Genomic DNA, 24,924 nt, shown 5'->3' with positions numbered 1-24,924 from the left:
AAAAACCAACGACCAAAAACCAATGAACTCACAGCTCATCGGTGGTGCCAAAGCCCGTGCGAATTTCGGGGTGCCCAATCTGGCCGCCGAGGTTGCCGGCCCGGGCCAGCAGGCCGAAGCTGAGCAGTGTAGCTGCCAGCGCCACCAAGGCCAGCAGTCGAGCTTTGGGCGACTGACTTTTCAGCAGCAGTAGTCCGAATAGCGCCAGCGCCGCCGCGCCCTCCAGCGCCCAAAAGCCCAGCTCGGCCGCTTCTTCGTGGTTGTGGATGAGCGCCCGGCTCACGCGGGGTAGCTTTTGCGCAACAGTCGCTGCGCCTTCGCCCGTGAACTGGGCCGGCAGGCACAGCAGGCCGGCCGCCAGCACGGCCACCAGGCCGGCTTTGGTTAGGGTCGGGTTGGATTTGAGCACGCCAACGGCCAGCAGCGCGGTGGCAAACAAGCTGCCCATGATGGGCAAGTGGTTGACAATAAGGTGCAGGTGAGCTTGATTCATGCCGGAAAATGAGGTGGCCGCCGAAACTGCCAAAGCAGGCTGCAAAGCTACTCCGGCCCCGACCGGCTAGCCTGCTCGCGCAACCTTTGGCCCGGGCCGCGACTCTGTGTTTTTAATGAACTGCCAGCTGGCTAAAATCGTTGTCATGATAGCTCCGAAAATAGCTTGGTTCGAGTCCGGCCGCAATGAAATCCGGTATGCTTTCGTTGCGAAATTCCTGCTGGCAAGCGGGGCCTTTTACGCGGTATTAATTGCCGAATCAAACCTGCAGAGCCGCATTTCTGGCACTGCGATTGTCTTGTTGCTGAATTAGTAGTCATTCCTTTATCGTCTTTCTGCTATGGCTTTCTTCCCTCAATTCATCACGCGGTTAGCGGCTCCGCTGTTGCTCGCGCTGCCACTGGCGCTGGTGGCTCCCGCGCAGGCCCAGACGGCTCCGGCGCCCACCGATGTCATCCGCGAAATTACCGATGCCGTGGGCCTCAAAGCCCGCTTCGAGCTGCGTGCTACCCGCGAAGTCGACAACGCTGCCGCCGTGGTATACAACGGCAAGCGTTTCCTGCTCTACAACCCCGCGTTCCTGAGCTCGGTGAACCGCGCCGGCCACACCGACTGGGCCGGCATCAGCATCCTGGCCCATGAAATGGGCCATCACCTCAACGGCCACACGCTGCGCGCCGGCGGCTCGCAGCCCGCCGATGAGCTGGAAGCCGACGAATTCTCGGGCTTCGTGCTGCGCAAGCTGGGAGCCAGCCTGGCCCAGGCGCAGGCCGCCATGGCTACCGTGCCTGATGCCGAGGGCTCATCCACGCACCCCGGCCGCACGCCGCGCCTGGCGGCCATCAGCCAGGGCTGGCAGCGGGCCAGCGAGCAACTGGTGGCCAGCGCCCGTGCCGCTGCGCCTTCGGCCACGCCGGCCGTGGTGGCTGTGGCCCGGCCCGCCGCGCCGGTTTACGACAACGAGGAAGTGGCCGACCTGCCCACGGCGGCCTCCGCCTCGCCCAGCCGCGAGATGGTGGCCATCAGCCAGCGCAGCGGCGACGCGGTGCGCCTCGTGGGGCAACTTACCTTCCGCAACGACCCCAGCCAGCGCTACTACCTCACCAACGCCCTGAAAGTGGTGCACGTGGACGAAGATGATAACGCCGAAGTGGTGGGCCGCGTGACGCGCACCGACAGCCAGGCGTTTCCCTTCGTGCTCACCGATGCCCAGCAGCGCCGCCTCTTCATTACCGAGCGGGGCGACGTATACGACAAAGCTGGCCAGCGCGTAGCCAAGCTGCACGACACGATGTAAGCCGTCATCTCTAGAAAAAAGCCGGTTCGCACACTAGCGGGCCGGCTTTTTTGTGCGCTGATTGGTTTAGTTCTGGCTGGCCGTCGTTCCTTCGTGGTCGGCTTTCCCATCTTACCGTTCCCAAACGCATGTCCCAATTGCCTTTTCTGCTCGTCGATGCGTTCACCACCGAGCCCCTGCGCGGCAACCCCTGCGCCGTGGTGCTCGATGCTGATGACTTCGAACCTGAACTGCGCCAGCGCCTAGCTCGCGAGTTCAACCAGTCGGAAACGGCGTTTGTGAACCGCGCCGCGCCGGGCAGTACTGAATTCACGGTGCGCTTCTTCACGCCGGCCGAAGAAATTCCGCTGGCCGGGCACCCCACTATTGCCACCGTTACGGGGCTGTTGCAGGCGGGCCGGGTGGCGCTGCCCGCAACTGGCGCTGCCCTTACGCTTACGCTGCACTTATTGCACGGCCCCATTCGCGTCGATGTGCTGCCGGGCGCGGCCGGTGGCCCCGCGCTGGTCTGGATGACGCAGCGCCCGCCTGTTTTCGGCGCCACGCACGCGCCGGAAGCCGTGCTGCCGCTCTTTGGCCTCACGCCCGACGACCTGCTGCCCGGCGCGCCCATCCAAACGGTGAGCACCGGTACGCCGCAGCTCATGATTCTGCTGCGCGACCACGCCGCCCTGCGCCGCGCCCACGTGGCCGATGCCGCCGCCCTGGGCCGCTACCGCGCCGAAAGCGACTTTTTCAGCCCCCACCTGTTTTGCCTGGGCGGCGCAACGGAGCAAGGGCACACCTTCGCCCGCCACTTCGGCACCCCGCCCGATGTGTCTGAAGACCCCGTGACGGGCTCGGCCACCGGCGGCATGGCGGCCTACCTCTGGCACCACGGCTACATCAATTCGCCCGAGTTCATTGCCGAGCAGGGCCACGACATGGGCCGCGCCGGCGCGGTGCAGGTGCGCGTGCACGGTGAGCGCGAGGCCATTGCGTCGGTGCAGATTGGCGGCACTGGCGTGGTGGTACTGGAAGGCGGATTGCGCGCGGATTTATAGGTGGGAAGGCAACTCAGTTGCGGTTTAGGCTGTTGAATAGATTGAAAAGGAACGTCATGCTGAGCTTGTCGAAGCAACTCTACCGCAATAGTTAAACCATGCGATTGGATTGCGCGGTAGGGATGCTTCGACAAGCTCAGCATGATGTTCAATCAACCCTTAAAACATAATCCTTCCTGCAGTGCCCGAATTACCCGAAGTCGAAACCTACCGCCGCTTTATTGACGAACTGGCCGTGGGCCAGACCATTGCCGCCGTGCAGGTGAACGATGCTCACGTGCTGGCTACGCCCGAAGCCGAGCTGCGGGCCGGGCTGGTGGGCCGTACCATCACCGGCACCTCGCGGCTAGGCAAAAACTGCTTTGTGGAGCTCGACAATGGCAAAGTCCTGGTGCTGCATTTCGGCATGACGGGTGACATTGGCGCCTACCGCGACGAGCCCGACGCCCCGCGCTTCACCCGCGTGGCTCTGCACCTGGAAGACTCCGGCCTGCGCCTGGCCTTCATCGACCCGCGCAAGTTTGGCCGCATCCGCCTCGCCGACAGCGCCGCCGCCCACCAGGCTGCCAAGAAAATCGGCCCCGATGCCCTCGCTATCACCGCCGCCGAATTGCAGCAGAAACTCAGCCGCCGCAAAACGCTGCTCAAGCCGCTGTTGCTCGACCAGGGCATCACCGCCGGTCTCGGCAACTGGATTGTGGACGAGGTGCTGTTTCAGGCCAAAATCAACCCCGAGCGGCTGGGCTCCTCACTCACCGAGAAGGAGTTCAAGGCCCTGCACGCCGCTATTCAATTGGTGCTGACTACGGCTATCAATCACGAAGCCAACTACAAGTACTTCCCCAAGTCCTTCCTCATCCACGCCCGCGAGTGGGACGAATCGGCCACGTCCGGTTCCGACGCGCACACCTTTTGCCCGCGCCACCCGAAAGTGAAAATCGAGAAAGAATACGTGGGCGGCCGGGCTACTTATACGTGCCCGAAATGCCAGCCCGCGCCGGCTTTACAGACGGATGGCACCCGTACTGCCCGTGAACACAAATAGGCCTGAGCACGCGCCAAACCCCACGATGAGCACCAGCAACAGGCTGAGGAAATAAGGTGGCGCGCCCACGTCTTCTGGTCCGCGGCCCAGGTGCGCCAAGGCCATAATCAGATTGTACAGGGCTTGGCCCAGATAGAAAACGGCGAATAGCATGAGTGCGCCCTCGCCGAAAAACTGCGCCGCCACGCCCAGCACGACTGCAGCGGCCAGCAATGCCAGCAGGTTGTTGCGGATGATGCTACCAAACGTGGGCTTATTCATATTAATAACTTGATAAATAAGGTTTCAGTGCATGCCACCCAAGTGCAGGTGGGTTCCACATTCGCTGACGCCAGCTATGCCAATCAGCATGGCCGACAGCCAGCAGGCCAACCCATTTCCGCGCTCCCCGGTGACGAGCAGCAGCAGCCCCACTACCGCATTAAGTAGCCAGAGCACCAGCAGAAACCCGAGGATGGTGCTGTCGGAATCGATGAGCTGGCGGCCCACATGGACGGCCACCACCACGCCCAGATTCACGAGCACAATTTTGCCGAAATGGCTTTTGGGCTTGGGTTGGATGGGCTCATTCATGGCTTGGCTAAAAGGGCTGGTTTGGTGGGGGCGGCTATATTCCCAGCGCGCCGCTGCACATGCCCCAGCCTATCAGCAGGATAACCAAGCCGATGAGCACGGCAATCAGGCAGCCATTCGGCCTCGAAGGACCATTGGGCGAGGGTGGCGCTGGGGTAGTATGCTGCATTATATGATGCCGATACGCTCGGCCCGTAGCTCTTCCAGCCGCGCCAGTTTCTCCTGGTCGCGGTAGAAGATGTTCATGGTTTCAAAGGGAATGATTTTCAAATCTTTGCTCACAATGTGGACGCAGGATTTCTTCACGGCGCGCACGTCGAAATTATGCGCGTCCATGAATTGCAGGATGATGATGCGGAACAGGTTTTCGTAGCCCAGATTCGGGGCCGACACCTGCGGCAGGCAGCACAGCAGCTGGTTGATTTCGGGTACCACCGTATCCACGGTATTGGCGGTGCTGAACAGCTTGAGCATGTGCTGGCGCAGGCGCGGGTCGCGCTCATACACGATGGTATTGCCGCCGCTCTGGAGCAATTCGGCGGGGTCGACGTAGCGGGTGAGGGGGAATACTTCGCCGTCCAGCTTCAGGGCGTAGGCCATGGCCAGCGCGTCGGGGTTGCAAGGCACGGGCAGCAGGTCGTCGGCCGTGAAAACCGGGCTTTGGTCGATGATGCCCTGGCGCACTTCGGTGAGCGAAAACGAGTCGGTTTCGGGGTTGAAATTATCGAGCCGCCCGGCCGCCTGGGTGGGCTGAAACGTGACCCCGCGAATGCACTTCTGCTTCAGCGCGTAGTCGATGATGTCGCCCATCTCGTCATCGTTCAGGCCTTTTTGCAGCGTCACCACCAGTGTGGTGCTGAGGTTATATTTGTTCAGGTGCTCAATGGCCTGCTTTCTCACCTCGCGCAGGTCGCGGCCGCGCATGGTCAGCAACACGTTTTCGCGGAAGGAATCGAACTGCAAATACACCTCAAACGCCCCCGAGTACGTGGCCAGCCGCGCCACGAAAGCCTCATCTTTGGCCAGGCGCACGCCGTTGGTGTTCACCATCAGGTGCTTGATGGGTTTGCGCTTGCACATGTCCAGGATTTCCCAAAACTGTGGGTGCAGCGTGGGCTCGCCGCCGGATATCTGCACCACGTCGGGCTCGCCCTCGTTGGCCACCACCAGGTCCACCATGGCTTCCACTTCTTCCAGGGTGCGGTGGCGGCCGTGGGTGGGGCTACTTTCGGCGTAGCAGGTGGGGCAGGTGAGGTTGCAGCGGTCGGTTATCTCGATGACGGTGAGGCAGCTGTGCTGCTCGTGGTCGGTACACAGGCCGCAGTCATACGGGCAGCCAAAGTGCGTGGCCATGTTGAAGCGGCGCGGCGTTTCGCTGGGCTTCACGTAGTTGCGGATGCTCTTGTAGTACTCGATGTCGGTGGCAATGCGCACTTTCTGCCGCCCGTGCTCGGGGCAGCGCTTGAGCATGAATACGTTGCCTTCTTCAAACACAATCTTGGCCTCGATGCGGCGCAGGCACTGCGGGCAAAGGCTCAAAGTGAAATCGTAGTAGGTGTAGGGCCGTTCGGGCATGGCGGGGGCTGCTTGGAAAGAGGGGAAAGGATTTCGTGGGGTAAGATAGTGGTAACAGGCTAACATCTACTGTCATCCTGAGCGTAGCGAAGGACCTTATCACATTGAAACAGTTATGCCGCGCAGACGTGATAAGGTCCTTCGCTACGCTCAGGATGACAGGCCTTATCTCCCGACTTCCTTCATCGCCTGCGTCACTTCGTACTCTGTTATCTGCTCGGGGTAGTAGGCGTAGAAAATATTGTCCTCATTCAGCCGGTAGCCGCCAATCAGGGCCCGTTGCGCGGCCTCTAGGTGCTGCCGCGCCAGCGCCGGCTGGCCCTGCGCCTGGTAGGTAAGAGCCAGGTAATAATTGGCTTCCGGATGCTGCGGGTACGCTTTCAGGCACTGTTGCAGGTAGGCCTGCGCCTGCGCATACTGTTTGAGGCGAGCGGCTGCCACGCCGGCGTACCATAGCGAGTTGAAATGAACCGGGCCCTGGTCATCGGGGCCGCGTTGCACGGCCATGTCGGCGGCAAAGGCTTTTTCGGCCAGCTTGTAGTGGCCCAGCTCCAGCTCGCAGGCGCCCTCAAAAAACGCGTACGTGTGGTCCATTTCGCGGCCGTTGGGCTTGAGTTTGGCCACGCGCTGAAAATCAGTGATAGCGCCGGTGTAATCCTTCGAGAAAATGCACTTGAGAAACCCCCGATAGGCCAGGTAGCGGCTCGCATCGAGCGTCACGGCTTTGTCTATCAGCGGGAAAGCCTGGGCATAGTCGCCGCATTTAATCAGCGGCATGGCCTTTTGCTGGTAGGCGTAGGCAATGTTGGGGCAGGCCGCAATCAGGCTGTCGCAATACTGCCCCCACTGCGGGCTCAGGTAGCTGATGCGGTGCGCGCCCCGGTCGAGGTAGCGGGCCACGAGCGTATCCTGATACGCTTTGCTACCGCAGTCGCCGGCCGGCACCGCGGGCATAGCGGGCCGCTGGCATTGCCCCAGCCGCGCCAGGGCCAGCAGGCTAAGGAATAACAGCCACGACTTTGCCATCGGTTATTTTGAAGGTTAAATAAGTGAAATAGCTTACAGCGTACCCGTTACGCGTGGCTGTGCGCCAGTCTTTCAGCGTTTTCAAAAAAGCATACAGTTCACTCACCAATTCCGGCCGGAAGTGCGTGAGTATGTAATTCGCATCGGTTTGCAACACCTGCGTCATCGGCTGCCGAAACCCCGCGCAGTCAATCACAAACCGAAACGTGACGTAGCCGTTGCCGCTGAATTTGTGGCCGCCCCGCTCCAGGAAGGCCGTCGCCTCCCGCACCAGCGTGGCCGAGCTGCGCGGGTACTTCCCATCCACGGCGAAATAAGGCAGGGTGGGGGTTTTCGCGCAGGCGGGGTTGCGGGTCGTGGTGGTGTCGAGGTATTCACCGCCGTGGAAGGAGAGGTATTGGGCGCGGGTGGGGAGGGCAGCGGCTAGCAGTAGTAGGCAGGATAGGAACGGTGGTTTCATGCAGCAGCCAGTGTTGCGGGAATCATCTTGATTTATGAATAGATAACGCCGTTGGTATTGAATGCAGAATACCAGAGCTTAGCAATACAAGAAAAAGAGTTAAAACGGGGCATACTTATGTGTGCTATTACGGGTTCTTAACACGTTGCCGGTACTTGCGTTAATAAAGATTCTTCGCAAATGACTTTTCCCCGGCCCTTCGGATTTGGTTTTGCTGAACCACCAAACAAAACAATTATTAAGAGGACTATAATCTAACGATACATTTTGTCGCCTTATCCAATTGGGATTTTCTTTGAATTCGTCTGACCAACTGTGACGAGCAATATTTATTGCTTTATGGACAGAAATTAATTTTTGATGATTGAAATAATTAGTGAATTTTGGCAAATTGATGCTATCAACAACTATTCCATCAGAATCGAACGATGCACCAGCCTTGAAATAGCCGCTTTCGCTTTTGGTTTCTAAACAGACGTATTGCAAATAATACGTGGCTAGAGGAAACCTATAATCCTTGATACCAATTCTTGCTGAATCAAGATTGTTTAAACTGAATTTTTGCCCATTTATAAATCTTAATGATTTATAAAAATTTACGCCTAATCTGTCGACTAAATATGGCTCTACTTTAGCTCGGACATTATCTGGTAAATCAGTTATTGATTTGATTGTTTCGGGATTGTATTTATATGGTGTTGGAAATTTAATGTAATTGCTCATTATCATGGGTGGATTATTGGATACAGAAATAGAATCGTTTTTCTGTTCTAATATCGTTTGTGCTACAGAGACATAGCCATGAGATAAAGATAAAATAATGAGCAATATTCTAAGCATTGGATAGTTGATTAAAAAACTGAAATACTGAGCTGTATTGACGAATCAATTACTTGCTTCCCGCACCCATCCCCAAACATAATACCCCAGCCCCACCACGCAGGCCCACTGTATGGCCGTGAGGCCCAGCCCCGGCAGCGCCGCCGTGGGCTTGATGAACTCCACCAGCAGCCGAAACAGCAGGTAGCCACTCAGAAACAGCTGAAACCGCCGGCCATCGGCCAAGCGCCCGCGGCGTTCCAGCAGCCACAACAGCAGCGCCAGCGCCCCCAGAAACAGAATTTCGTAGAGGTTGGTGGGATGGCGGCGCACGCCATCGCCGAAATTGATGCCCCAGGGCAGGGTAGTGGCCGTGCCGTAGGTGCCATCTTCGAGGCCGCTGAAAAAGCAGCCGAGCCGGCCAATGGCGAGGCCCAGCAGCAGCGGAAACACCATGAGGTCGCCGCTGCTGGCCGTCACGCCCAGGCGCTTCTTGGTCAGCTCCACGCCGATGAGGCCGCCCAGGAAGCCGCCCACGATGGTCTTGTTGGTGAAGTAGTAGAGCCAGCCGCCGGGCGGGTGCGCCAGCAAATCAGGGTGCTCAAGCAGGCCCAGCAGGCGCGAACCGAGCAGGGCCCCGGCGGCGGCACCCACAAAAATCCATTGGCGGTGCGCGTCGCTGATGCGGTCGGTGTGGCCGGCGCGCAGGTGGGTGTAGAGACGGTAGCCGAGCGAATAGGCCAGCACCTCGCACAGCAGGTGCACCGGCAGGCGCGCGGGGCCCAAGGCAAGCTCGACGGGGAAATGCATGGCGCAAGATGCGCCGACTTTGTGAAAAAAGAACGTCATGCTGAGCTTGTCGAAGCATCTCTACCGCGCAATTAATCAATTACTATTGCGGTAGAGATGCTTCGACAAGCTCAGCATGACGTTCTATAAGTTTGCCGGAATGCGGGCTATAACTCGTTGTTTTTCGCGGCGGCTTTGCGGGTGAGGGCCGTGAGGGGCGAGCGGGTAAGTTCCGACTCGCTCTCGAAGCCGGTGCGGCGCACGTTGGCAGCCGGGCTTTCGCCGGTGGCGGGCAGGGCGCGGTTCATCCAGCTCAGAATGTCGGTGGTGGTGCCGGGCAGCAGGCCGTGGAAGGCGGCCAGAAACTTGGCCGGCAACGAGAGAATCACCTCGCCATCGCCGCGGCGGCAGGCGTTCCAGATTTGGCGGGCCGCCTGCTCGGCGCTCAGCGTGAACCCGGGCAGCGAATCGGCAATGCTGAACCAGGCAAACTCCTTCTGCTGTTGGCCCTTGAACTCGGCGTGGTCGGGGCTGCCGGTGCGCAGCAGGCCGGGGCACACGGTCGTGACCGAAATGCCGTGCTGCCGCAATTCGGCCCGAAAGCCTTCGGATAGGCCCACCAGCGCAAACTTGCTGGCGCTGTACGGGGCCATGTGGGGCAGCGCCACCTTGCCGCCCAGCGACGAGATGTTGACGATGCGGCCCGCGCCCCGGCCGCGCATGCCGGGCAGCACCGCCTGCATGGCGTGGAGCGGGGCCCAGAAGTGCGTGGCCATCGAGTCTTCGAAATCGCGCACGTCCATGTTATCGAGCGGGCCGGCGGTGATGATGCCGGCGTTATTCACCAGCACATCCACCGGGCCGAGGCGGGTTTCGACTTCGGCCACCATGGTGCGGACTTCGACTTCGTTGGTAATGTCGCGGGCCAGCGTGAGCACGTCGGCTTCGGCCGCGCCGGCCATGAGCAGGTCTTGGCGGGCGCGGGCCAGCTCGGCTTCGTCGCGGGCGCAGATGGCCACGCGGGCACCCTCGGCCACGGCCTGGCGGGCCAGCACCAGCCCCAGCCCGCGCGAACCGCCGGTGATGAGCACCACGCGGCGGCTCAAATCGTAGGAGCCGCGGCGGTTGCCCCACAAGGTGAGGGCCACGGTGGCCGCGCCGAGGCCGGCGGCCAGCAGCCAATTGGTTTTCGAGCGTTTGGCGTGTTTCATGGTCAATAGTATGGAAAAAGCGGCTGAAAGGTTGCAAGGCCGGCCGGGGAGGCCCGAATTTTCGTCCCGGGCTGGCACGAAACGTGGTAAGCACCGCGTTTGGGTGAACGTGAGCCGGGTTTTTGGCCGATATTTACTCCGTCATTGCGCTATGTTTGGGCGCGCTTGATTTTTGCTTTTTCGACTTCTGATATGAAACTTCTGTTGCTCTCGCCGCTCGTGGCCCTGGCGCTGCTGGCGGCTCCGGCGGCCGTTCACGCGCAGGCTCCGGCCACCATCAAAACCAAGGTGAAGCCCGCCGGCCAGCCCAGCGTAAAAACCAAAACCAAAGTAGCCGCCGCGCCGGCCGAAGCGCCCGAAACCGTATTCGCCCCCGATGCCGTGGTCGATGCCAAGGCCAACGCCCTCACCACCAACATGCAGCAAAACCTGGGCCTCAACCCCCAGCAAACCGAGAAAGTCCGCGTCATCAACCGCCGCGGCGTGGAGATGGTGGAAAACGGCCGCCTGCGCCACAAGGCCGACCCGCGCAAGCTGGCCGGCATCATCGAAAGCGCCGGCCGCTCGCGCCTCGAAGCCCTGAAAGACGTGCTCTCGCCCGCGCAGTTCAACAAGTACCAGCGCAAGCGCGAGGAGAAAATGGGCGTGCCCAACGTGCAGGGCGTGCAGGGCAATGCTGCGCCCGGCCTGGGCGGCGGCGTGCCCACGGAGTAATTGGTTTCGGCTGTCATCCTGAGCGGAGCGAAGGACCTTATCACGTTCGGGCGAATTTTTCTAACGTGATAAGGCCCTTCGCTCTGCTCAGGATGACAAGCAGTTCAATGCTAACAAAAAAGCGCCGGATTCGCCCGAATCCGGCGCTTTTTTGCGTTTCGGCCATACCCTTGCCATCTGCCCGGCGTATTCTTGCGCTATGACGCCAACTCCCGTTCCCGCCGCACCCAACCGTTTTGCCGCCCTGCTATCCCGTGCCGGGCTCGACTGGTTTCTGCTGGCGCTGCTGGGCGTAGTGGCGTTGGCTTACTTCGCTCCCGGCTTGGGCAGCAAGGCCAGCCCCGTGCCGTGGCACGCCATTACCACGGTGGGCGTGGCGCTGGTTTTCTTCTTTTATGGCCTCAAGCTGAGCTTCGAAAAGCTGCGCGACGGCATGCGCAACTGGCGGCTGCATACGCTGGTGCAGCTGAGTACGTTCGTGCTGTTTCCGGCGCTGGCGCTATTGGTGCGGCCGTTTTTTGGGGCCGAGGGTGATGCGCTCTGGCAGAGCATCTTCTTCCTGTGCGCGCTGCCCAGCACCGTTTCCACGTCGGTGGTGATGGTGAGCATTGCGGGTGGCAACTTGCCGGCCGCAATTTTCAACGCCAGCATTTCCAGCTTGCTGGGCATCGTTCTCACGCCGCTGCTGTGCAGCTTGTTTCTGCACACCGGCACGGGTGGCAGCCAGCTCTGGAGCCTCGGGGTGCAACTGCTGTGGCAGGTGGTGCTGCCGGTAGGGGCGGGGGTGCTGCTCAACTCGCGCTTCCACGCCTTCGCCGACCGCCACAAGTCCGCCCTGCGCATCTTCGACCAGATTACCATCCTGCTCATCGTCTTCACGGCTTTCTGCGAGTCGTTTGCCGAGGGCATTTTCACCAGCTACCGCCCGGCCGACATTGCCAAGCTGGGCGCGGGCATGGTGGCGCTGTATCTGGTGGTGTTCGGCATTATCTGGGGCTTGAGCCGGGCGCTGAATTTCCCGCGTGCCGACCAAGTGGTGGCCGTGTTCTGCGGCTCGAAGAAGTCGCTGGTGCACGGCAGCGTGATGGCAAGCCTGCTGTTTCCGGCCAGCGCCGCCACGGGGCTGATTTTATTGCCGCTCATGCTCTACCATGCGCTCCAGATTATTCTGGCCAGCAGCATGGCGCAGTACCTGGGCCGGCAGGCAGTGGCGGCCGAAGCGGTGGCGGCGTAGCTGATGGGTAGAAACAAAAAAGAACGTCATGTTGAGCTTGTCGAAGCATCTCTACCGCCATACTAAAATTAATTAGTTGCGCGGTAGAGATGCTTCGACAAGCTCAACATGACGTTCTATCGTCTCCTTCTGGCAGAGCTACACCCCCAGCTTCTCGCCAAAAAACGCCAGCGTCAGCGCCCAGGCTTCCTTAGCTGCTTCGGGGTGGTAGCTGGGCCGCTCATCGCAGTTGAAGCCGTGGTCGGCGTAGGAGATGACGGTATTGATGTACGGTTTCTGAGCGGCTTCCACGGCTTCGATAACCTGGGCAATGTGCTCTTTGCCGATGTGCGCATCGAGGCCGCCCCAGAAAAACAGGTGCGGCGCGTGCAGGTCCTTCGCCCGGTCGGCGATGGTATGAGTGCCACCGCCGTAATACGACACTGCTGCCGCCAGCGGCAGCACCGCATTGGCCAGAAACGACACGCGTCCGCCCAGGCAAAAGCCGATGCTGCCGATTTTATCGGCTTTCACCAGCGGCTGGGCCGAGAGCCAGGCGTGGGCGGCCTGCAAATCGGCCGTCAGGTCGGCGTTGTTGATGGCACTGTAGTGCGGCATGGCCTCGGTGCCGAAGTTGGCGTAGGCGATTTCCAGGCCCGGCGCGGTGGTGCGGTGGAACAGCTCGGGCGCCACTACGGCGTAGCCGGCGGCCGCCAGCCGGTCGGCCACGCTGCGGATGTGGTGGTTCACGCCGAAGGCCTCCTGCAGCAGGATAATGCCCGGCACGGGGCCGGTGGCGCTGGGGAAGGCCACGTAGGCGCGCATTTCGGTGCCGTCGGCCACCGGGAGGTTCACAAAATTCTGGTCGCTCATGGTTGGGAGGAGTAGCAATTGGTTCGGCCCTTAACAGCCGAGCGGGCAATTGTTCATTGGGGCTCCGGCCAGGCGGCCTCGAACCGGATGGGGCAACTGGCGGTTTAGCTCCGTCAACCGGTGGCGGAATATCCGCAAGCCGCGTACTAGCTTTTTCACCGCACGAGCCCATCTGGGCTCCCGTGCCAGCTCCTTCCTTATGTCTGCTTCCGCCCCCAAACTTCGCCTCAACGTCCTCGACCAGTCGCCCATCCGGCCCGGCAGCACCGCTCGCGAGGCCCTGCTCGAAACCGTGCAGCTGGCCAAGCTGGCCGACCGCCTCGGCTACACCCGGTTCTGGGTGAGCGAGCACCACAACACCCACACGCTGGCCGGCTCGACGCCGGAAGTCCTCATTGCCCACCTCGGCAGCCAGACGCAGCGCATTCGCCTGGGCTCGGGCGGCGTGATGCTGCCCCACTACTCGGCCCTGAAAGTGGCCGAAAACTTCCGCCTGCTCGAAGCGCTGTTTCCCGGCCGCATCGACCTGGGCATGGGCCGCGCCCCCGGCGGCGACCGCCTCACGGCCCACGCCCTCAACCCCAGCAACACCTTCAGCGAACAGGATTTTGTGGAGCAGCTGATGGACCTGCAGGCCTACCTGCGCGACGACAAAGTGCCCGATACCATCCACGAGCGGGTGATGGCGGCCCCGCAGGCGGCCACCACCCCGGAGCTGTGGCTGCTCAGCTCCAGCGGCCAGAGCGGCCTGTTTGCCGCGCACCTGGGCATGGCGTTTTCGTTCGCGCAGTTCATCAACGGCAACGGCGGCCCGGCGGCGGTGCGCCAGTACCGCGAGCGGTTCCGGCCGAGCCGCGAGCTGACCGAGCCGCTGGCCAGCGTGGCCGTGTTCCTGCTGTGCGCCGAAACCGAGGAAAAAGCCCAGGAGCTGCGCGCCGCCATGGACCTCATGCTGCTGCGCTTCGGCAAGGGCGAGCGGGGCACGTTCCCCACCGCGGCCGAAGTTGCTGGCTACCAATTCACGCCCGAGGACCGCGCCCATCTGGCCTTCAACCGCAACCGCGTGGTGAGCGGCACGCCCGCCCAGGTGCACGCCCAGCTCACCGAAATGGCCGCCGAGTATGGCGTCGATGAAATCACGGCCGTCACCATCACCGCCAGCTTCGAAGACCGGGTGCGCTCCTACGAGCTGCTGGCCGAAGCGTTTGAGCTTGCGCCGGTGGCGGCCGAGCGGGAAGCGATGCTGGCGTAGGCAGTGGTTGACCAACCGCTTCAAAAGCAAAAAAGGCAGCCCAACGGCTGCCTTTTTTGCTCAAATAAGTATGCCTCCAGGGCTAATGCGCGCTGGTTTCCAGGTTCACCAGTTGCGCCTCAATCTGGTCGGCGTAGGTGTTAATCTGGTCGAGGCCGGTGCGGGCTTCCTCAATCTGGCCGCGCTGGTAGCGGGTGGCCAGGTCCTGGCCGGTGCGCAGCATCTGTTGCACGGTGCGTTCCAGCTCGTGCACGGCGGGCAGGTTGCCCAGCTCGGGCCGCAGCGAGGTCTGAATCCACTGGCCCAGGGCGTTGTCGGCGTAAGAAAACAGGGTAGGTTCGGCTTCTCGGACGCCGTAGAGCACCGAGCGCAGCCGCGACTTAAAGAGTACCTGCTTCACGCGGGCCTGCTGAAAGTCGAAAGAAGAGAGGGCCATGCCGGAGCGATGAAATACGTGCGGAAATTGACTGCAAAGATACGCCGTTTTTAGGCAGTGGCCGCATCATCGAGGGCCTGTGCGGAGGCATCGCGCACTTTTTCGAGGGCCTGGCGGGCGCGTACCAGCCCGGTTACTTCAAAGGCAAATACCATGACGCCGGCCGGCTGGCCACTCTCACGGAACTGTTGGTACACGAAGTTGAAGTACGAATCCTTGAGCGTGCCGCTGGCGTCGCGCTCCAGCTGCATTTTCATCTCGTTGCCGTGGAAGGTTTCGCCGGTGCGGTACACGTTGTCGAGCAGGTCGATGATGCCCTGGTCTTTGATTTCGGGCAGCACTTCGGCCACCGTGTGCCCCACCAGCTCGCGGTGCGGAAACAGCTGCTGATAGGCCGGGTTCACGAACTCGAAGCGGTGCTCGGGGCCGCGCGCAATGGCAGTCATGGCCGGCGCCTGTATGAACAGGGTCTGGTAGGTTTCGCGCTGGCTTTCGGCGCGCTGGTACATCTGGTAAGCCTGTTCGGAGAGGCTGTTCTGCTGTTCGTTGGCGCTCAGCAGCTCCTGCACCATCTGGCGCTGCTCGTGGATGTCGCTGCCCGCGCCCACCCACATGTTGATGTCGCCGTCGGCATTGCGGCGGGGCACGGCGCGCACCAGAATCCAGCGGTACTGGCCATCGTGGCGGCGCAGGCGGTATTCGACCTGGTAGGGCTCGCCGGAGCTCACCGACTGTTCCCAGGCGGCCAGCACGCGGGCACGGTCTTCCTCGTGCACGCTGGTGGCCCACTGCCGGCCGGTTTGCGTGGCCTGCTCCTTGCCCGTAAAATTGAGCCAGCGCGAGTTGAAATAGTCGCGGTCGCCGGCCGGCGTAGCCGTCCAGATGAAGACGGGCAGGTTTTCGAGGATGAAGCGGGTGCGGTCCTGCGATTCATCCAGGTCGGCCTGCACCTGGGCGGCGCGCAGGGCGGCGCGGTGCTGCTCGGTCACGTTTTGGGTGCGTTGCAGAATGAACTGCAGGTTGCCGGCCCCGTCGAGAATGGGGTAGTGCGTGGCCTGCCAGTACATCTCCTCGAAGCCGCCGCCACGCTCGGCCGGCACGGCCAGGTCGTAGCGAATGAGCGGCATGGTGTGCGGCTCGTGGAAGCGGCGCACGTGCTCGTGCGATTGGAAAATAACGTCGCCCTCGTTCTGGTCGACCGACGGGAAAGCCTCAAACAGCGTTTTGCCCAATACCTCGGCGCGGGGCTTCAGCGAAGCGGCTACGTGGTTGTCGGTATTGTCGATGATGGTAGCGTCGGGCGCCATCAGCAGCAGGTTTTCGGGCAGAGAATGAAACAGTTGCTGGTAATCGACGGGGGCAGCGAAAGCAGTCATGAATCAAGCAGATAACAACTCACAAAACGGGCGGCGTGCCGGGCGCAGGCCGCGGGTGGGAACGTAAAAGTAGTGTCGGCTCCGCAACTCAGGCAAGCCGCGGAAAATGGGCATTTGTCATTCCGACGCAGGAGGAATCTGAATTGATTTATTCCCCAGATTCCTCCTGCATCGGAATGACAGACTGTCGGAAAGACAAACGTGCGCTATTACGCCAGGGCCAGGCCGCGCTCCAGGCTCAACAGCAAAACCTCAATCTGGTTGGCGAAGGCGTCAATTTTGTCGAGGCCGGTGCGGGCTTCTTCAATCTGGCCGCGCTGGTAGCGGGTGGTGAGGTCCTGGCCGGCGCTCAGCATCTGGCGCACGGTGTGGTCGAGGGCGCGCACCTCGGGGTGGGTGCCGTGCTGCGGGTGCAGCGCGGTCTGAATCCACTGGCCCAATGGGTTTTCGTTGGGCTGAAACAGGCTGGCTTCGGCCTCGCGCACCCCGTAGAGCACCGAGCGCAGCCGCGACTTAAAGAGCACCTGCTTCACGCGGGCCTGCTGAAAGTCAAACGAAGTAAGCGGCATAGGGGAGGCTAAGAGGGCGAAAGAATGGCCAGCCGCGCAGGGCTGGCAGAAGAAGGAGGCACGAACCGCGCCAAAGGTTGCCCGCCGCTAGGCCAGCGGCGGCATTGGGCCGGTATCGCGCAGGTGTTCAAGGGCCTGGCGGGCCCGCACAAACTCGGTGACTTCGAAGGCAAACACCATGATGCCGGCCGGCTGGCCGTTTTCCTGGAACTGCTGGTAGGAGAAATTGAAATACGAGTCGCGAAGTTCCTGGCTGGCGTCGCGCTCCAGCTGCAGGGGCAACTCCTGGGCGTAGAAGGTTTCGCCGGTTTCGTACACGCGGTCGAGCAGCCCGATAATGCCTTGGGGCACCAGTTCGGGCAAGGCTTCGGCCACGGTGAGCCCCAGCAGCTGCCGGTGCGGAAACACCTGCTGGTACATGGGGTTCACAAACTCGTAGCGGTGCTCGGGCCCACGCAGGATGCAAATAATAGCCGGGGCCTGCTGAAACAGGTTCTGGTAGGTTTCGCGCTGGCCTTCGGCGCGTTGGTATAGTTGGTAGGCCTGCTCCGAAAGCGTGTTTTGCTGCTCGTTGGCGTTCAACAGTTCCTGCACCATCTGGCGCTGCTCGTGGATGTCGTTGGCCGCGCCCACCCACATGGTGATGTTGCCCGCCGCATCGCGGCGCGGCACGTTGCGGATGAGCAGCCAGCGGTATTGCCCATCGTGCCGCAGCAGGCGGTATTCGTATTGGAAGGGGTTGCCCTCGGCCAAGGCTTTGGCCCAAGCCTGCACCAGGCCGGGCCGGTCGTCGGGGTGGGTAATGTCGTTCCAGTCGATGGTCTGCATCTGCTCCTGGGTTTTGCCCGTGAACTCCAGCCAGCGGTTATTAAAGTAGTCGGGCGTACCGTCGGGGCGGTTGGTCCACACCAGCACGGGCAGGCTCTCCATAATAAACTGGGTGCGCTGTTGGGCCTCGTCCAGCGCTAGCTGCGCCTGAGCGGCGGCCTGCGAGGCGCGGTGGGCCTCGGTCACGTCCTGCGGAATTTGCAGGATGTATTGCAGCGTGCCGTCGGCGTTCAGAATGGGGTAGTGGGTGAGCTGCCAGTACCGCTCCTCGGTGCCGCCGCCCAGCTCGGCGGGGCGCTCCAGGTCGTAGCGCAGTAGCGGCATGGTGTCGGGGCGCAGGGTGCGGCGCACCTGCTCGTGCGAGGCGTGCAGGTCGCGCTGGCTTTCCGGAGCCGAGGGGTAGGCCTCGAAAATGTTGCGCCCCACCGCCTGCGCGCGCGGCAGCAGCGACACGGCCACGTGCTGGTCGGAGTTGTCGAGCACGGTGCCATCGGGAGCCAGCAGCAGGTAAGAGCCCGGCAGCGCCCGAAACAGCGCGTTGTAATCGACGGAAGGAGAGGTGCTATCAGCCATGAAAGTGCAGATGGTGCAACAAAGCAAGCAGGAGGGTGTGAGGGAAATATGAAGCGCCGATACTGCGTTTCTTACGATACGTAAGGGAGCATAGGGCAGGTTGTGCACTGCGGAGCTTAACCGCCGGACACGGCCTCCGGTTATTCCGCTGCAGCTTCGGCCGCGAAGTGGCGCAGGCGGTAGCAGTTCATAGCCGTATCGCCGAGCTGTTCGATGAGCTTGTAGTTGGCCACCGCGCCCACGGCCGCTCCCACAAAGGGCAGCAGCTGAGCCATTTTGGCCAGGTCGATGTAGTCGCGGTATTCCTGCTGAAACGTGCGCCAGTCGAACTCCTCGGGGTTGAGGGGCAGCGTCAGGCGGTAATCATCCCAGTGGGCCAGGCGCTGGTAGGTGAGGTTGCGGGTGTGCTGGCTGCTGAAGGCGAGTTGGAACACGTGCAGCACGTAGAGCCGCTCGGTGTAGTCGTGCACGTCGTAGCCGTAGGCAGCGGCCAAGTCGAAGAGTAGCTTAATTTTCAGGCCAATCAGCAGCGGGAAATCGGCCAGGCCCAGCAGAAAGCCGCCCGCCCCCGTCACGGCACCTTCGGCGGTGGCCATGGTGCGGTAGTTGCGAATCTGGTTGCGGGCCACGGCTTCGCGCTGCGCGAAAGCCGTGGCCGCCAGTGGCTGGCTGGTGGTGTACTGCGAGCCAAACAGCACCCCGCGCACCATCTGCCGGATGGCCGTGGTGATGGCCTGGTGCACCCGCTCGGGCAGCAGGGCGTTGAGGCGAATCTGCACGCGGCGCGCAAACTGGTTCAGCCGCGAGGGCGGGCGCTGCATCTGGCGCTGCCACAGCCGCAGCTCGGCGCGGGCGCGTGGGTCGTGGTCGGTGGGGTTGGTAAGGGCATTTTCCATCACGCCGCGAAGCTACGCGCAGTACGTGGCGGTTTTGAAGCAACTAAAGGTCATGCTGAGCGCAGTCGAAGCATCTCTACCGTGTAAGTAAATAATTACTATCGCAGTAGAGATGCTTCGACTACGCTCAGCATGACGTGGCAATGGGACTTGTGCTTAGCCTGGCTCACTTACTCCCAGCGCCTTGAGCTGCGCGGCGTACTTCTTATAAATCACCCGCAGGTCGGCGTTGTGCTTGCCGGCGTCCACGCCGATGCTCACGTTGCGGGCGTGGAAGCGGTGCAGGTGGCTGATGTGCGGGCACAGCACCGGCAGCTGCCCGGCCAGCAGGAAGCGCACGTAGAGGTCGAGGTCTTCGGCCATTTGCAGCTCAGTATCGTAGCCGCCCACTTCCTCGAAGAAAGCGCGTTGGTAGCACACGTTGCCTTGCAGAAAATGCTCGGCCCGAAAAATGGCCTGCAGCATGGCCGTGGGCGAATCGAACTGCCAGGCGTAGTAGTCCTCGCCGGGCAGGTAGCGGCCCTGCTCGTCTACGCGCAGGAAATCGGCCACGAACCAGGGGCGGCCGGGGTGGGCCTTGATTTGGGTGCCGTAGTGAAACAGCGTGCGCTGCAACAGAAAGTCATCGTCGTCGAGCGGCACTACCCAGGCATCCGGGGCAGCTTCGGCCACGAGCAGGTTGCGGGCCGGGCCGGCCAGCTGGCGGCCGGGCGAGTGCCAGTGGCGCAGCGGCGGGCCGGGCTGGGCGGCGGCTTCGCGCAGGTAGGCGGCCGTGCCGTCGCGCGAGCCGCTGTCGTAAATCAGGTGCTCAAACGAGAAATCGAGCGGAGCATTGATGCTGGCCCGGACGCTGGCCACGGCTTCGGGCAGCAGCTCGCGCCGCTGGTGGGTGGGGGTAATAATGGCAAATTGCATGGCCGGTTGTTCGGCCCGGGCGGCGAAAGGTTGCTTTCGGCACGCCCATGCCTCCCTCAACAGCCGGCTGCTTATAGGGTAGCTACCTGTTCTGCGGCTGTTTCGCGGGGTTTCTGCACGAGGTAATAATAGGCCAGAATGCCCAGCCCAATCAGAAACGGCACCAGCGCCAGGTGCTTGCCGGTGACGTGCGGCAGCACCTGCGCGGTATCGAACCCGAAGAACTCGCTGGTCATCCAGTACGAGTTGGCCGTAATCCAGAACACGATGGCCAGGTTGTGGGCCAGCTCCGACTGGTAGGCGCGGGTGCGCCAGGCAATGATGAGGGCGATGCCCAGGGTGGGGGCCACCATCAGCAGGCCCAGCGGCTTCCACACCATGCACCAGGCAATGTCCTTGACGAGCCAGAACAGGATGTGCGTGTTTTCCATCTTCCGGTAGGTGGCCGGAATGCTGTACACTTCTTCGGGTTGGGATTGGGGAGCCATGCGCGGGTTGAAAGCCCAAAAATATGCCTTGGCCACCCGCTTTCCGCCCGCGCCGGCCGGGCAAGCGCGGGGCGGGCCGTTACTTTGCCCGCGCATGAAACCACAGACTATTTTCAACTGGAGCGGCGGCAAGGACTCGGCCCTGGCGCTCTACAAAGTGCGGCAGGCCGGCCACTACGACATCCAAACCCTGCTCACCACCGTGAGCACGCCCTACCAGCGCATCTCCATGCACGGCGTGCGCACGGCGCTGCTCGAGCAGCAGGCCGCCGCCCTCGGGCTGCCCTGCCGCCAGCTGCTGCTGCCCGAAATGCCATCCATGGCTACCTATGAGCAGCTAATGGGCGACACCCTGCGCGAGCTGCAGGCGGCCGGCGCCGCGGCGTCCATCTTCGGCGACATTTTCCTCGAAGACCTGCGCCAGTACCGCGAAGCCAAGCTGGCCGAGGTGGGCCTCAAAGCCGTGTTTCCGCTTTGGGGCGTGCCCACGGCCGAGCTCATCCGCGAGTTTATCGGGTTGGGATTCAAAACCATCACCACCTGCGTGAACGAGCACTACCTCGACCGCAGCTTCGTGGGCCGGGTTATCGACGAGGATTTCCTGCGCGACCTGCCCGCCCACGTCGACCCCTGCGGCGAAAACGGCGAGTTCCACACCTTCGTCTTCGATGGCCCGCTGTTCAGCCAGCCCATTGCCTTCGAGAAGGGCGAAATCGTGCACCGCCAATACGTTGCGCCCGCGCCCCAGTCCGCCGATTCGGACGACTACGACTGCGCCCCGGCGACCGCTGACGCCGCCCCGGCCCCGGCGGGTTTCTGGTACTGCGATTTGGTGTAGCGCCGCCGGTTATTGCGCGGCCGGCAGCAGCGGCGCGGCCGTTTCGCGCGCGGCCACGGCGGCATCCAGGGTGCTGCTCAGGGCCAGGGCATCATTTACCAATGCCGAGGGGTAGCCGACGCGGGCCAGCAGCCGGATGCCGTTGCGGGTGGTGAGCGGGCCGGGCTTGAGGCGGTAGTCGAAGTACCAGTCGGCTTCGCTCACGGTTTCGGAAAAGTGGTATTCGCTGAAAGCCGGGGCCAGCAACGCGCCCAGCTCGCCGTCGTGGGTAGAGGCCAGCACCAGGCTGCGCGGCTGCAAATACGCCAGCACGGCGCGGGTGGCGGCAATGCGCTCCACCGTGTTGGTGCCTTTGAACAACTCATCGAGAATGAACAGGTATTCGCCGGGCGCCGCCTCGGCCGCCTGAACGAAGCCCAGCACGGTTTCGGCCTCGGCGAAATAGTAGCTCTTGCCCTCGGGCAGGTTATCGGCCAGGTTGATGCTGGATACCACCCGCCGGAACGGGCCCGCGTAGGCCGAAGCCGGGCAGGTGGCAATGGTTTGGGCCAGCAGCGCATTCAGCCCCACGGTGCGCATGAACGTGGTTTTGCCCGACATATTCGAACCCGTCAGCAGCACGCTGTACTGGCTGTCGACGGCCAGGCTATTCGGCGCGCAGCCCGCCACCAGCGGGTTGTAAGCATCCGTCAGGCGCAGGCCGGCGGCGGTGAATTCGGGTACGCAGTAGGGGTGCCGCGCCCGGTAACCAGCCACTGCCAGCGCGCAGTCGGCGTAGCCCACCGCCTCAAACACGGCCCGAATGGCCCCGGCGTGGGCTTGCACGTCGCGCCGGCAGCGGTGGTACACGATGAAATCGAGCAGCAGCAGAATCTTCACGTACTGCAGAATTAGCCACGGCAGGGCGGCCAGGTCCGACTGCAACTGGCCTTCGAACTGCAGGAACGCCACCTTATGCACGATGGAGCCCAGCCGACCCAGCGGCGCGCTCAGCTCGCGCAGGGCCGGCAGCGGCAGCGCCAGGTTGGCCAGGTCGCGCCCGGCCCGGTAGAGGCTGCCCAACTGCAGCATGGGCCGTATCCAGGCCTCCACCCGCACCCGACTAAAAAAGTATAGCAGCGTATGGGCCAGTACCTGCCCGGCCGTGAGAAACCACAGCACCGGCATCCAGAAACCGCCCACCAGCGTGGCCAGCAGCAACAGCACCAGCAGCGGTGCCACCGCCGCCAAAGGCAGGACCGGCAGGGCATCGCCGACCAGCAGGTCGGTCAGATAGTACGCCTCCTGCGGTTGCAGGCGGCTGAGCGCCAACAGCGCCTGCCCGCGGGCGGCCGGCTGCGCGGCAAAGTGGGTAGCGGCTTCGTCGAACTCCCGCAGCGCGCCGGATTCGGCCAGCGGGGTGCGCAGGCGGTGGTAGAGGCACTGCTGGCCCACGCGGCTGGCCGTGCCGTCGAGCAAGGCAAACAGCTCCTCGCCGTTCAGGTCGTGCCAGGTCTGGTCATCGAGGCGGTGCCAGGCCGGGGCGCTGGCCTGCGAGTCGTGGTAGCGGGCAATGAGCGGGAAGTTGCGAAAGCGGGGCACGGGCTGCTGCCACTCGGCTTCGAGGGCGGCCAGGCGCGCGGCGGAAGAAGTCCACATAAGGCAGGCGAAGCGGGCGGCCCCGAATGCCCGGGGCGGCGGGCAAATGTAGGGGGCCGGGCCGGGTCGTTGGCTGCCCGGCCGCCGCGCCCGTATAGGCTCCCGGCTACGGCCTCATTTTTCCTGTTTCAATGCCCACACCTATCCAAAAAGCGGCCCGCATCGGCGGCTACGGCCTGCTTTCCTTCATGGCGTTCATCGCCGTTTACGCCGGCGCGGCGCTCGTTATCCCGCGCATTCCGGTGGCCAAGGCCGACCCCAACGCCCCCGCCGACGTGGCCGTGTACCTGCACACCAACGGCGTGCACACCGACATCGTGCTGCCCGTCGTCAGCCCCGAGTTCGACTGGCGGCCGCTGCTGCCCTACGCCAATATCCCGTCGCAGGACAGCAGCCTGCCCTACGTTGGCTTCGGCTGGGGCGACAAAGGCTTTTACCTCGACACGCCCACCTGGGCCGACCTCAAGTTCAGCACCGCGTTTGTGGCGGCGTTCTGGCTGGGCTCGGCGGCGATGCACACCACCTACTTCCGCACGATGACGCCCGGTCCCGAAACCATCGAACTGCACCTGAGCCGGGCCGAATACGCCCGCCTGGTCGATTACATCCGCACCAGCTTCCGGCAGGATGCCCGCGGCCAATTCGAGCACATCAAAGGCCACAGCTACGCCGAAAACGATGCTTTCTACGAAGCGCCGCGCGTGTATAGCTTCCTCTACACCTGCAACACCTGGACCAACAACGCCCTGAAAGCCAGCGGACAGCGCGCCTGCCTCTGGACGCCCACCGACAAAGGCATCTTCCACATCTACGGCCACTAGGAGGCCATGTATAAAGAGCGTTTGTCATTCCGACGCAGGAGGAATCTGGGGAAATTTGTTGAATAACATCACCCAGTTTCCTCCTACGTCGGAATGGCAAATTCCTGCTATAAGACCGGACCATTTGCTCCGAAGTACCGGCAACTTGCTTATATGTTGGCTGGTTCAACCGGCGCGGGCCGGCCCCGGCGTAATTTTGCGTATTGTTGAACGCATCTTTGTCAATCCTTTATCTTTTCGTTTGAATATGAGTCAGTTTTTGCGTGCGATGGCTTCGCCGGCGGGGCGTTTGGGGCGAGTAGCGTTAGGAGCGGGGCTGATTGGGCTGGGCCTGGGCCGGGGCCAGAAGGGTTGGCCGCTGGCGGCCCTGGGCCTGCTGCCGCTTTCAATGGGCGCTTTTGACTTGTGCGCGCTGGCCCCGCTGGCTGGCCTGCCCGTGCAGGGCGAGCAGCTGCGCGACGCCCTCACCGACGACACCGACTACTACGCCACCCGCATCGGCACGCTGTAGCGCATGCATCGCAAGAAACTGCTGGAATGGCTGCCGCTGGCCCTTTTGGCCCTCGTGATGCTCACGGGGCTGCGGCCGGTGGTGCTGGGCGGCCTGCAGCGCGGCCTGCTGGCCACCGGCCTCTGGCGGGCCGCAGTGCCCACATTGCCCGCTGCTTCGGCCGTGGCGCCGGTGCATCTGGCCAGCAGCGGCGGCCCGTACCCGCACAACCTCACCATGCTCACGCCCGAAGGCAAGGCCGTGAACCTGAGCGACCTGCGCGGCAAAGCCGTGTTTGTGAACCTGTGGGCCAGCTGGTGCCCGCCCTGCCGCGCCGAAATGCCCGGCATCGAAGCCCTTTATAAAAAGGTTGATAAATCGAAAGTGGCTTTCGTGATGCTGTCGCTGGATGAGGCCCCGGCTAAGGCACAGAAATTTTTTAAGAGCCAGGGCTACACCTTCCCGCTCTATTTCCGGGCCAGTGAGCTGCCGGCTCCGTTCGATTCCAACACCATTCCCTCCACGGTCATCCTTGGGCCCGATGGCCAACTGGCCGCCCGCCACGACGGCATGGCCGACTACGACACGCCCGATTTCAAAGCCGCACTGGAAGCACTGGCATCGGGCCAGCGGTAGCAGAATAGGTAACAGCGTAGGAAAAGCGGCTTGCTGC

Annotated in this window: 29 protein-coding genes; 11 read left to right on the top strand and 18 right to left on the bottom strand. The window is 62.5% G+C overall.

Annotation, left to right across the window (positions count from 1 at the left end; genetic code table 11):
- Nucleotides 1-28 precede the first annotated feature (28 nt).
- Nucleotides 29-493 carry a hypothetical protein gene (locus tag MON38_RS02865; RefSeq protein WP_241934621.1) on the bottom strand — a complete coding sequence of 155 codons (465 nt, stop codon included), beginning with the start codon at nt 491-493 and terminating at the stop codon, nt 29-31.
- 115 nt (nt 494-608) lie between these two features.
- Here MON38_RS02865 and MON38_RS02860 point away from each other — a divergent pair, with 115 nt between their 5' ends.
- From MON38_RS02860 to mutM, 4 genes are all read left to right on the top strand, one after another.
- Entirely contained in the window at nt 609-806 is a 198-nt protein-coding gene (locus tag MON38_RS02860) for a hypothetical protein (RefSeq protein WP_241934620.1), read from the top strand.
- Nucleotides 807-833: 27 nt separating this feature from the next.
- Nucleotides 834-1,790: a M48 family metalloprotease gene (locus tag MON38_RS02855; protein WP_241934619.1), complete on the top strand. Its 957-nt coding sequence runs from the start codon at nt 834-836 to the stop codon at nt 1,788-1,790.
- A gap of 128 nt (nt 1,791-1,918) precedes the next feature.
- Nucleotides 1,919-2,833: a PhzF family phenazine biosynthesis protein gene (locus MON38_RS02850; RefSeq protein WP_241934618.1), complete on the top strand. Its 915-nt coding sequence runs from the start codon at nt 1,919-1,921 to the stop codon at nt 2,831-2,833.
- Nucleotides 2,834-3,014: 181 nt separating this feature from the next.
- On the top strand, nt 3,015-3,878 hold the full coding sequence (gene mutM, locus MON38_RS02845; protein WP_241934617.1) for a DNA-formamidopyrimidine glycosylase: 864 nt from the start codon (nt 3,015-3,017) through the stop codon (nt 3,876-3,878).
- On the opposite strand, the gene MON38_RS02840 is transcribed toward mutM, so the two are convergent.
- The 8 genes from MON38_RS02840 to MON38_RS02805 all read right to left on the bottom strand — a co-directional run bounded on the left by MON38_RS02840 (nt 3,837) and on the right by MON38_RS02805 (nt 10,331).
- Nucleotides 3,837-4,139 (bottom strand): hypothetical protein, encoded by a 303-nt coding sequence (locus MON38_RS02840; RefSeq protein ID WP_241934616.1) that lies wholly within the window; start codon nt 4,137-4,139, stop codon nt 3,837-3,839. The genes mutM and MON38_RS02840 overlap by 42 nt on opposite strands.
- A 24-nt stretch (nt 4,140-4,163) precedes the next feature.
- Nucleotides 4,164-4,451: a hypothetical protein gene (locus MON38_RS02835; protein WP_241934615.1), complete on the bottom strand. Its 288-nt coding sequence runs from the start codon at nt 4,449-4,451 to the stop codon at nt 4,164-4,166.
- A 168-nt stretch (nt 4,452-4,619) separates the two neighbouring features.
- The gene (locus tag MON38_RS02830; protein ID WP_241934614.1) at nt 4,620-6,026 is read right to left on the bottom strand and encodes a radical SAM protein; all 1,407 of its coding nucleotides are present in this window, start codon (nt 6,024-6,026) and stop codon (nt 4,620-4,622) included.
- Nucleotides 6,027-6,191: 165 nt separating this feature from the next.
- Nucleotides 6,192-7,052: a tetratricopeptide repeat protein gene (locus MON38_RS02825; RefSeq protein ID WP_241934613.1), complete on the bottom strand. Its 861-nt coding sequence runs from the start codon at nt 7,050-7,052 to the stop codon at nt 6,192-6,194.
- Entirely contained in the window at nt 7,024-7,512 is a 489-nt protein-coding gene (locus MON38_RS02820) for a hypothetical protein (protein ID WP_241934612.1), read from the bottom strand. Before MON38_RS02820 ends, MON38_RS02825 begins: the two co-directional genes overlap by 29 nt.
- Before the next feature lie 99 nt (nt 7,513-7,611).
- Nucleotides 7,612-8,352: a hypothetical protein gene (locus tag MON38_RS02815; protein ID WP_241934611.1), complete on the bottom strand. Its 741-nt coding sequence runs from the start codon at nt 8,350-8,352 to the stop codon at nt 7,612-7,614.
- A gap of 45 nt (nt 8,353-8,397) precedes the next feature.
- Nucleotides 8,398-9,141 carry a prolipoprotein diacylglyceryl transferase gene (locus MON38_RS02810; RefSeq protein ID WP_241934610.1) on the bottom strand — a complete coding sequence of 248 codons (744 nt, stop codon included), beginning with the start codon at nt 9,139-9,141 and terminating at the stop codon, nt 8,398-8,400.
- Nucleotides 9,142-9,287: 146 nt separating this feature from the next.
- Entirely contained in the window at nt 9,288-10,331 is a 1,044-nt protein-coding gene (locus tag MON38_RS02805; protein WP_241934609.1) for an SDR family NAD(P)-dependent oxidoreductase, read from the bottom strand.
- 192 nt (nt 10,332-10,523) lie between these two features.
- Here MON38_RS02805 and MON38_RS02800 point away from each other — a divergent pair, with 192 nt between their 5' ends.
- Both MON38_RS02800 and MON38_RS02795 read left to right on the top strand, forming a co-directional pair.
- Nucleotides 10,524-11,045, top strand: a complete 522-nt coding sequence (locus MON38_RS02800) for a hypothetical protein (RefSeq protein ID WP_241934608.1) — start codon at nt 10,524-10,526, stop codon at nt 11,043-11,045.
- Nucleotides 11,046-11,244: 199 nt separating this feature from the next.
- Nucleotides 11,245-12,279, top strand: coding sequence for a bile acid:sodium symporter family protein (locus tag MON38_RS02795; RefSeq protein ID WP_241934607.1), 1,035 nt, complete (start codon nt 11,245-11,247; stop codon nt 12,277-12,279).
- 138 nt (nt 12,280-12,417) lie between these two features.
- Here MON38_RS02795 and MON38_RS02790 read toward each other — a convergent pair whose 3' ends face one another.
- Nucleotides 12,418-13,131 carry a dienelactone hydrolase family protein gene (locus tag MON38_RS02790; RefSeq protein ID WP_241934606.1) on the bottom strand — a complete coding sequence of 238 codons (714 nt, stop codon included), beginning with the start codon at nt 13,129-13,131 and terminating at the stop codon, nt 12,418-12,420.
- 199 nt (nt 13,132-13,330) lie between these two features.
- On the opposite strand from MON38_RS02790, the gene MON38_RS02785 reads away from it, so the two are divergent.
- A complete protein-coding gene (locus MON38_RS02785; RefSeq protein WP_241934605.1) occupies nt 13,331-14,383 on the top strand; it encodes an LLM class flavin-dependent oxidoreductase in 1,053 nt (350 codons plus the stop codon).
- Between the two features lie 82 nt (nt 14,384-14,465).
- On the opposite strand, the gene MON38_RS02780 is transcribed toward MON38_RS02785, so the two are convergent.
- The 7 genes from MON38_RS02780 to MON38_RS02750 form a co-directional block, all read right to left on the bottom strand.
- The gene (locus MON38_RS02780) at nt 14,466-14,819 is read right to left on the bottom strand and encodes a hypothetical protein (RefSeq protein ID WP_241934604.1); all 354 of its coding nucleotides are present in this window, start codon (nt 14,817-14,819) and stop codon (nt 14,466-14,468) included.
- A gap of 50 nt (nt 14,820-14,869) precedes the next feature.
- On the bottom strand, nt 14,870-16,195 hold the full coding sequence (locus MON38_RS02775) for a PAS domain-containing protein (protein WP_241934603.1): 1,326 nt from the start codon (nt 16,193-16,195) through the stop codon (nt 14,870-14,872).
- Nucleotides 16,196-16,404: 209 nt separating this feature from the next.
- Complete coding sequence (locus tag MON38_RS02770; protein ID WP_241934602.1) at nt 16,405-16,764, bottom strand: hypothetical protein; 360 nt, start codon at nt 16,762-16,764, stop codon at nt 16,405-16,407.
- A gap of 87 nt (nt 16,765-16,851) precedes the next feature.
- Entirely contained in the window at nt 16,852-18,165 is a 1,314-nt protein-coding gene (locus MON38_RS02765; RefSeq protein ID WP_241934601.1) for a PAS domain-containing protein, read from the bottom strand.
- Nucleotides 18,166-18,305: 140 nt separating this feature from the next.
- Nucleotides 18,306-19,061: an EcsC family protein gene (locus tag MON38_RS02760; RefSeq protein WP_241934600.1), complete on the bottom strand. Its 756-nt coding sequence runs from the start codon at nt 19,059-19,061 to the stop codon at nt 18,306-18,308.
- A gap of 156 nt (nt 19,062-19,217) precedes the next feature.
- Nucleotides 19,218-19,976, bottom strand: coding sequence for a glycosyltransferase (locus MON38_RS02755; protein ID WP_241934599.1), 759 nt, complete (start codon nt 19,974-19,976; stop codon nt 19,218-19,220).
- Nucleotides 19,977-20,047: 71 nt separating this feature from the next.
- Complete coding sequence (locus tag MON38_RS02750) at nt 20,048-20,464, bottom strand: hypothetical protein (protein WP_241934598.1); 417 nt, start codon at nt 20,462-20,464, stop codon at nt 20,048-20,050.
- A gap of 94 nt (nt 20,465-20,558) precedes the next feature.
- Between MON38_RS02750 and MON38_RS02745 the strand changes: the two genes are divergently transcribed.
- Complete coding sequence (locus MON38_RS02745) at nt 20,559-21,302, top strand: Dph6-related ATP pyrophosphatase (RefSeq protein ID WP_241934597.1); 744 nt, start codon at nt 20,559-20,561, stop codon at nt 21,300-21,302.
- A gap of 9 nt (nt 21,303-21,311) precedes the next feature.
- Here the strand turns inward: MON38_RS02745 and MON38_RS02740 are convergent, their stop codons facing one another.
- Entirely contained in the window at nt 21,312-22,940 is a 1,629-nt protein-coding gene (locus MON38_RS02740; RefSeq protein WP_241934596.1) for a MutS-related protein, read from the bottom strand.
- A gap of 131 nt (nt 22,941-23,071) precedes the next feature.
- On the opposite strand from MON38_RS02740, the gene MON38_RS02735 reads away from it, so the two are divergent.
- From MON38_RS02735 to MON38_RS02725, 3 genes are all read left to right on the top strand, one after another.
- Nucleotides 23,072-23,761, top strand: coding sequence for a TIGR02117 family protein (locus tag MON38_RS02735; RefSeq protein WP_241934595.1), 690 nt, complete (start codon nt 23,072-23,074; stop codon nt 23,759-23,761).
- A gap of 247 nt (nt 23,762-24,008) precedes the next feature.
- The gene (locus MON38_RS02730; RefSeq protein ID WP_241934594.1) at nt 24,009-24,272 is read left to right on the top strand and encodes a hypothetical protein; all 264 of its coding nucleotides are present in this window, start codon (nt 24,009-24,011) and stop codon (nt 24,270-24,272) included.
- 3 nt (nt 24,273-24,275) lie between these two features.
- Nucleotides 24,276-24,887 carry a TlpA family protein disulfide reductase gene (locus MON38_RS02725; protein WP_241934593.1) on the top strand — a complete coding sequence of 204 codons (612 nt, stop codon included), beginning with the start codon at nt 24,276-24,278 and terminating at the stop codon, nt 24,885-24,887.
- Nucleotides 24,888-24,924: the final 37 nt, after the last annotated feature.

Origin of the sequence: Hymenobacter cyanobacteriorum (genome assembly GCF_022631375.1) — a bacterium.
Lineage (GTDB): Bacteria > Bacteroidota > Bacteroidia > Cytophagales > Hymenobacteraceae > Hymenobacter > Hymenobacter cyanobacteriorum.
Note: the sequence above shows the minus strand (reverse complement) of the source record. Positions and strands in the feature narration are given on the sequence as shown.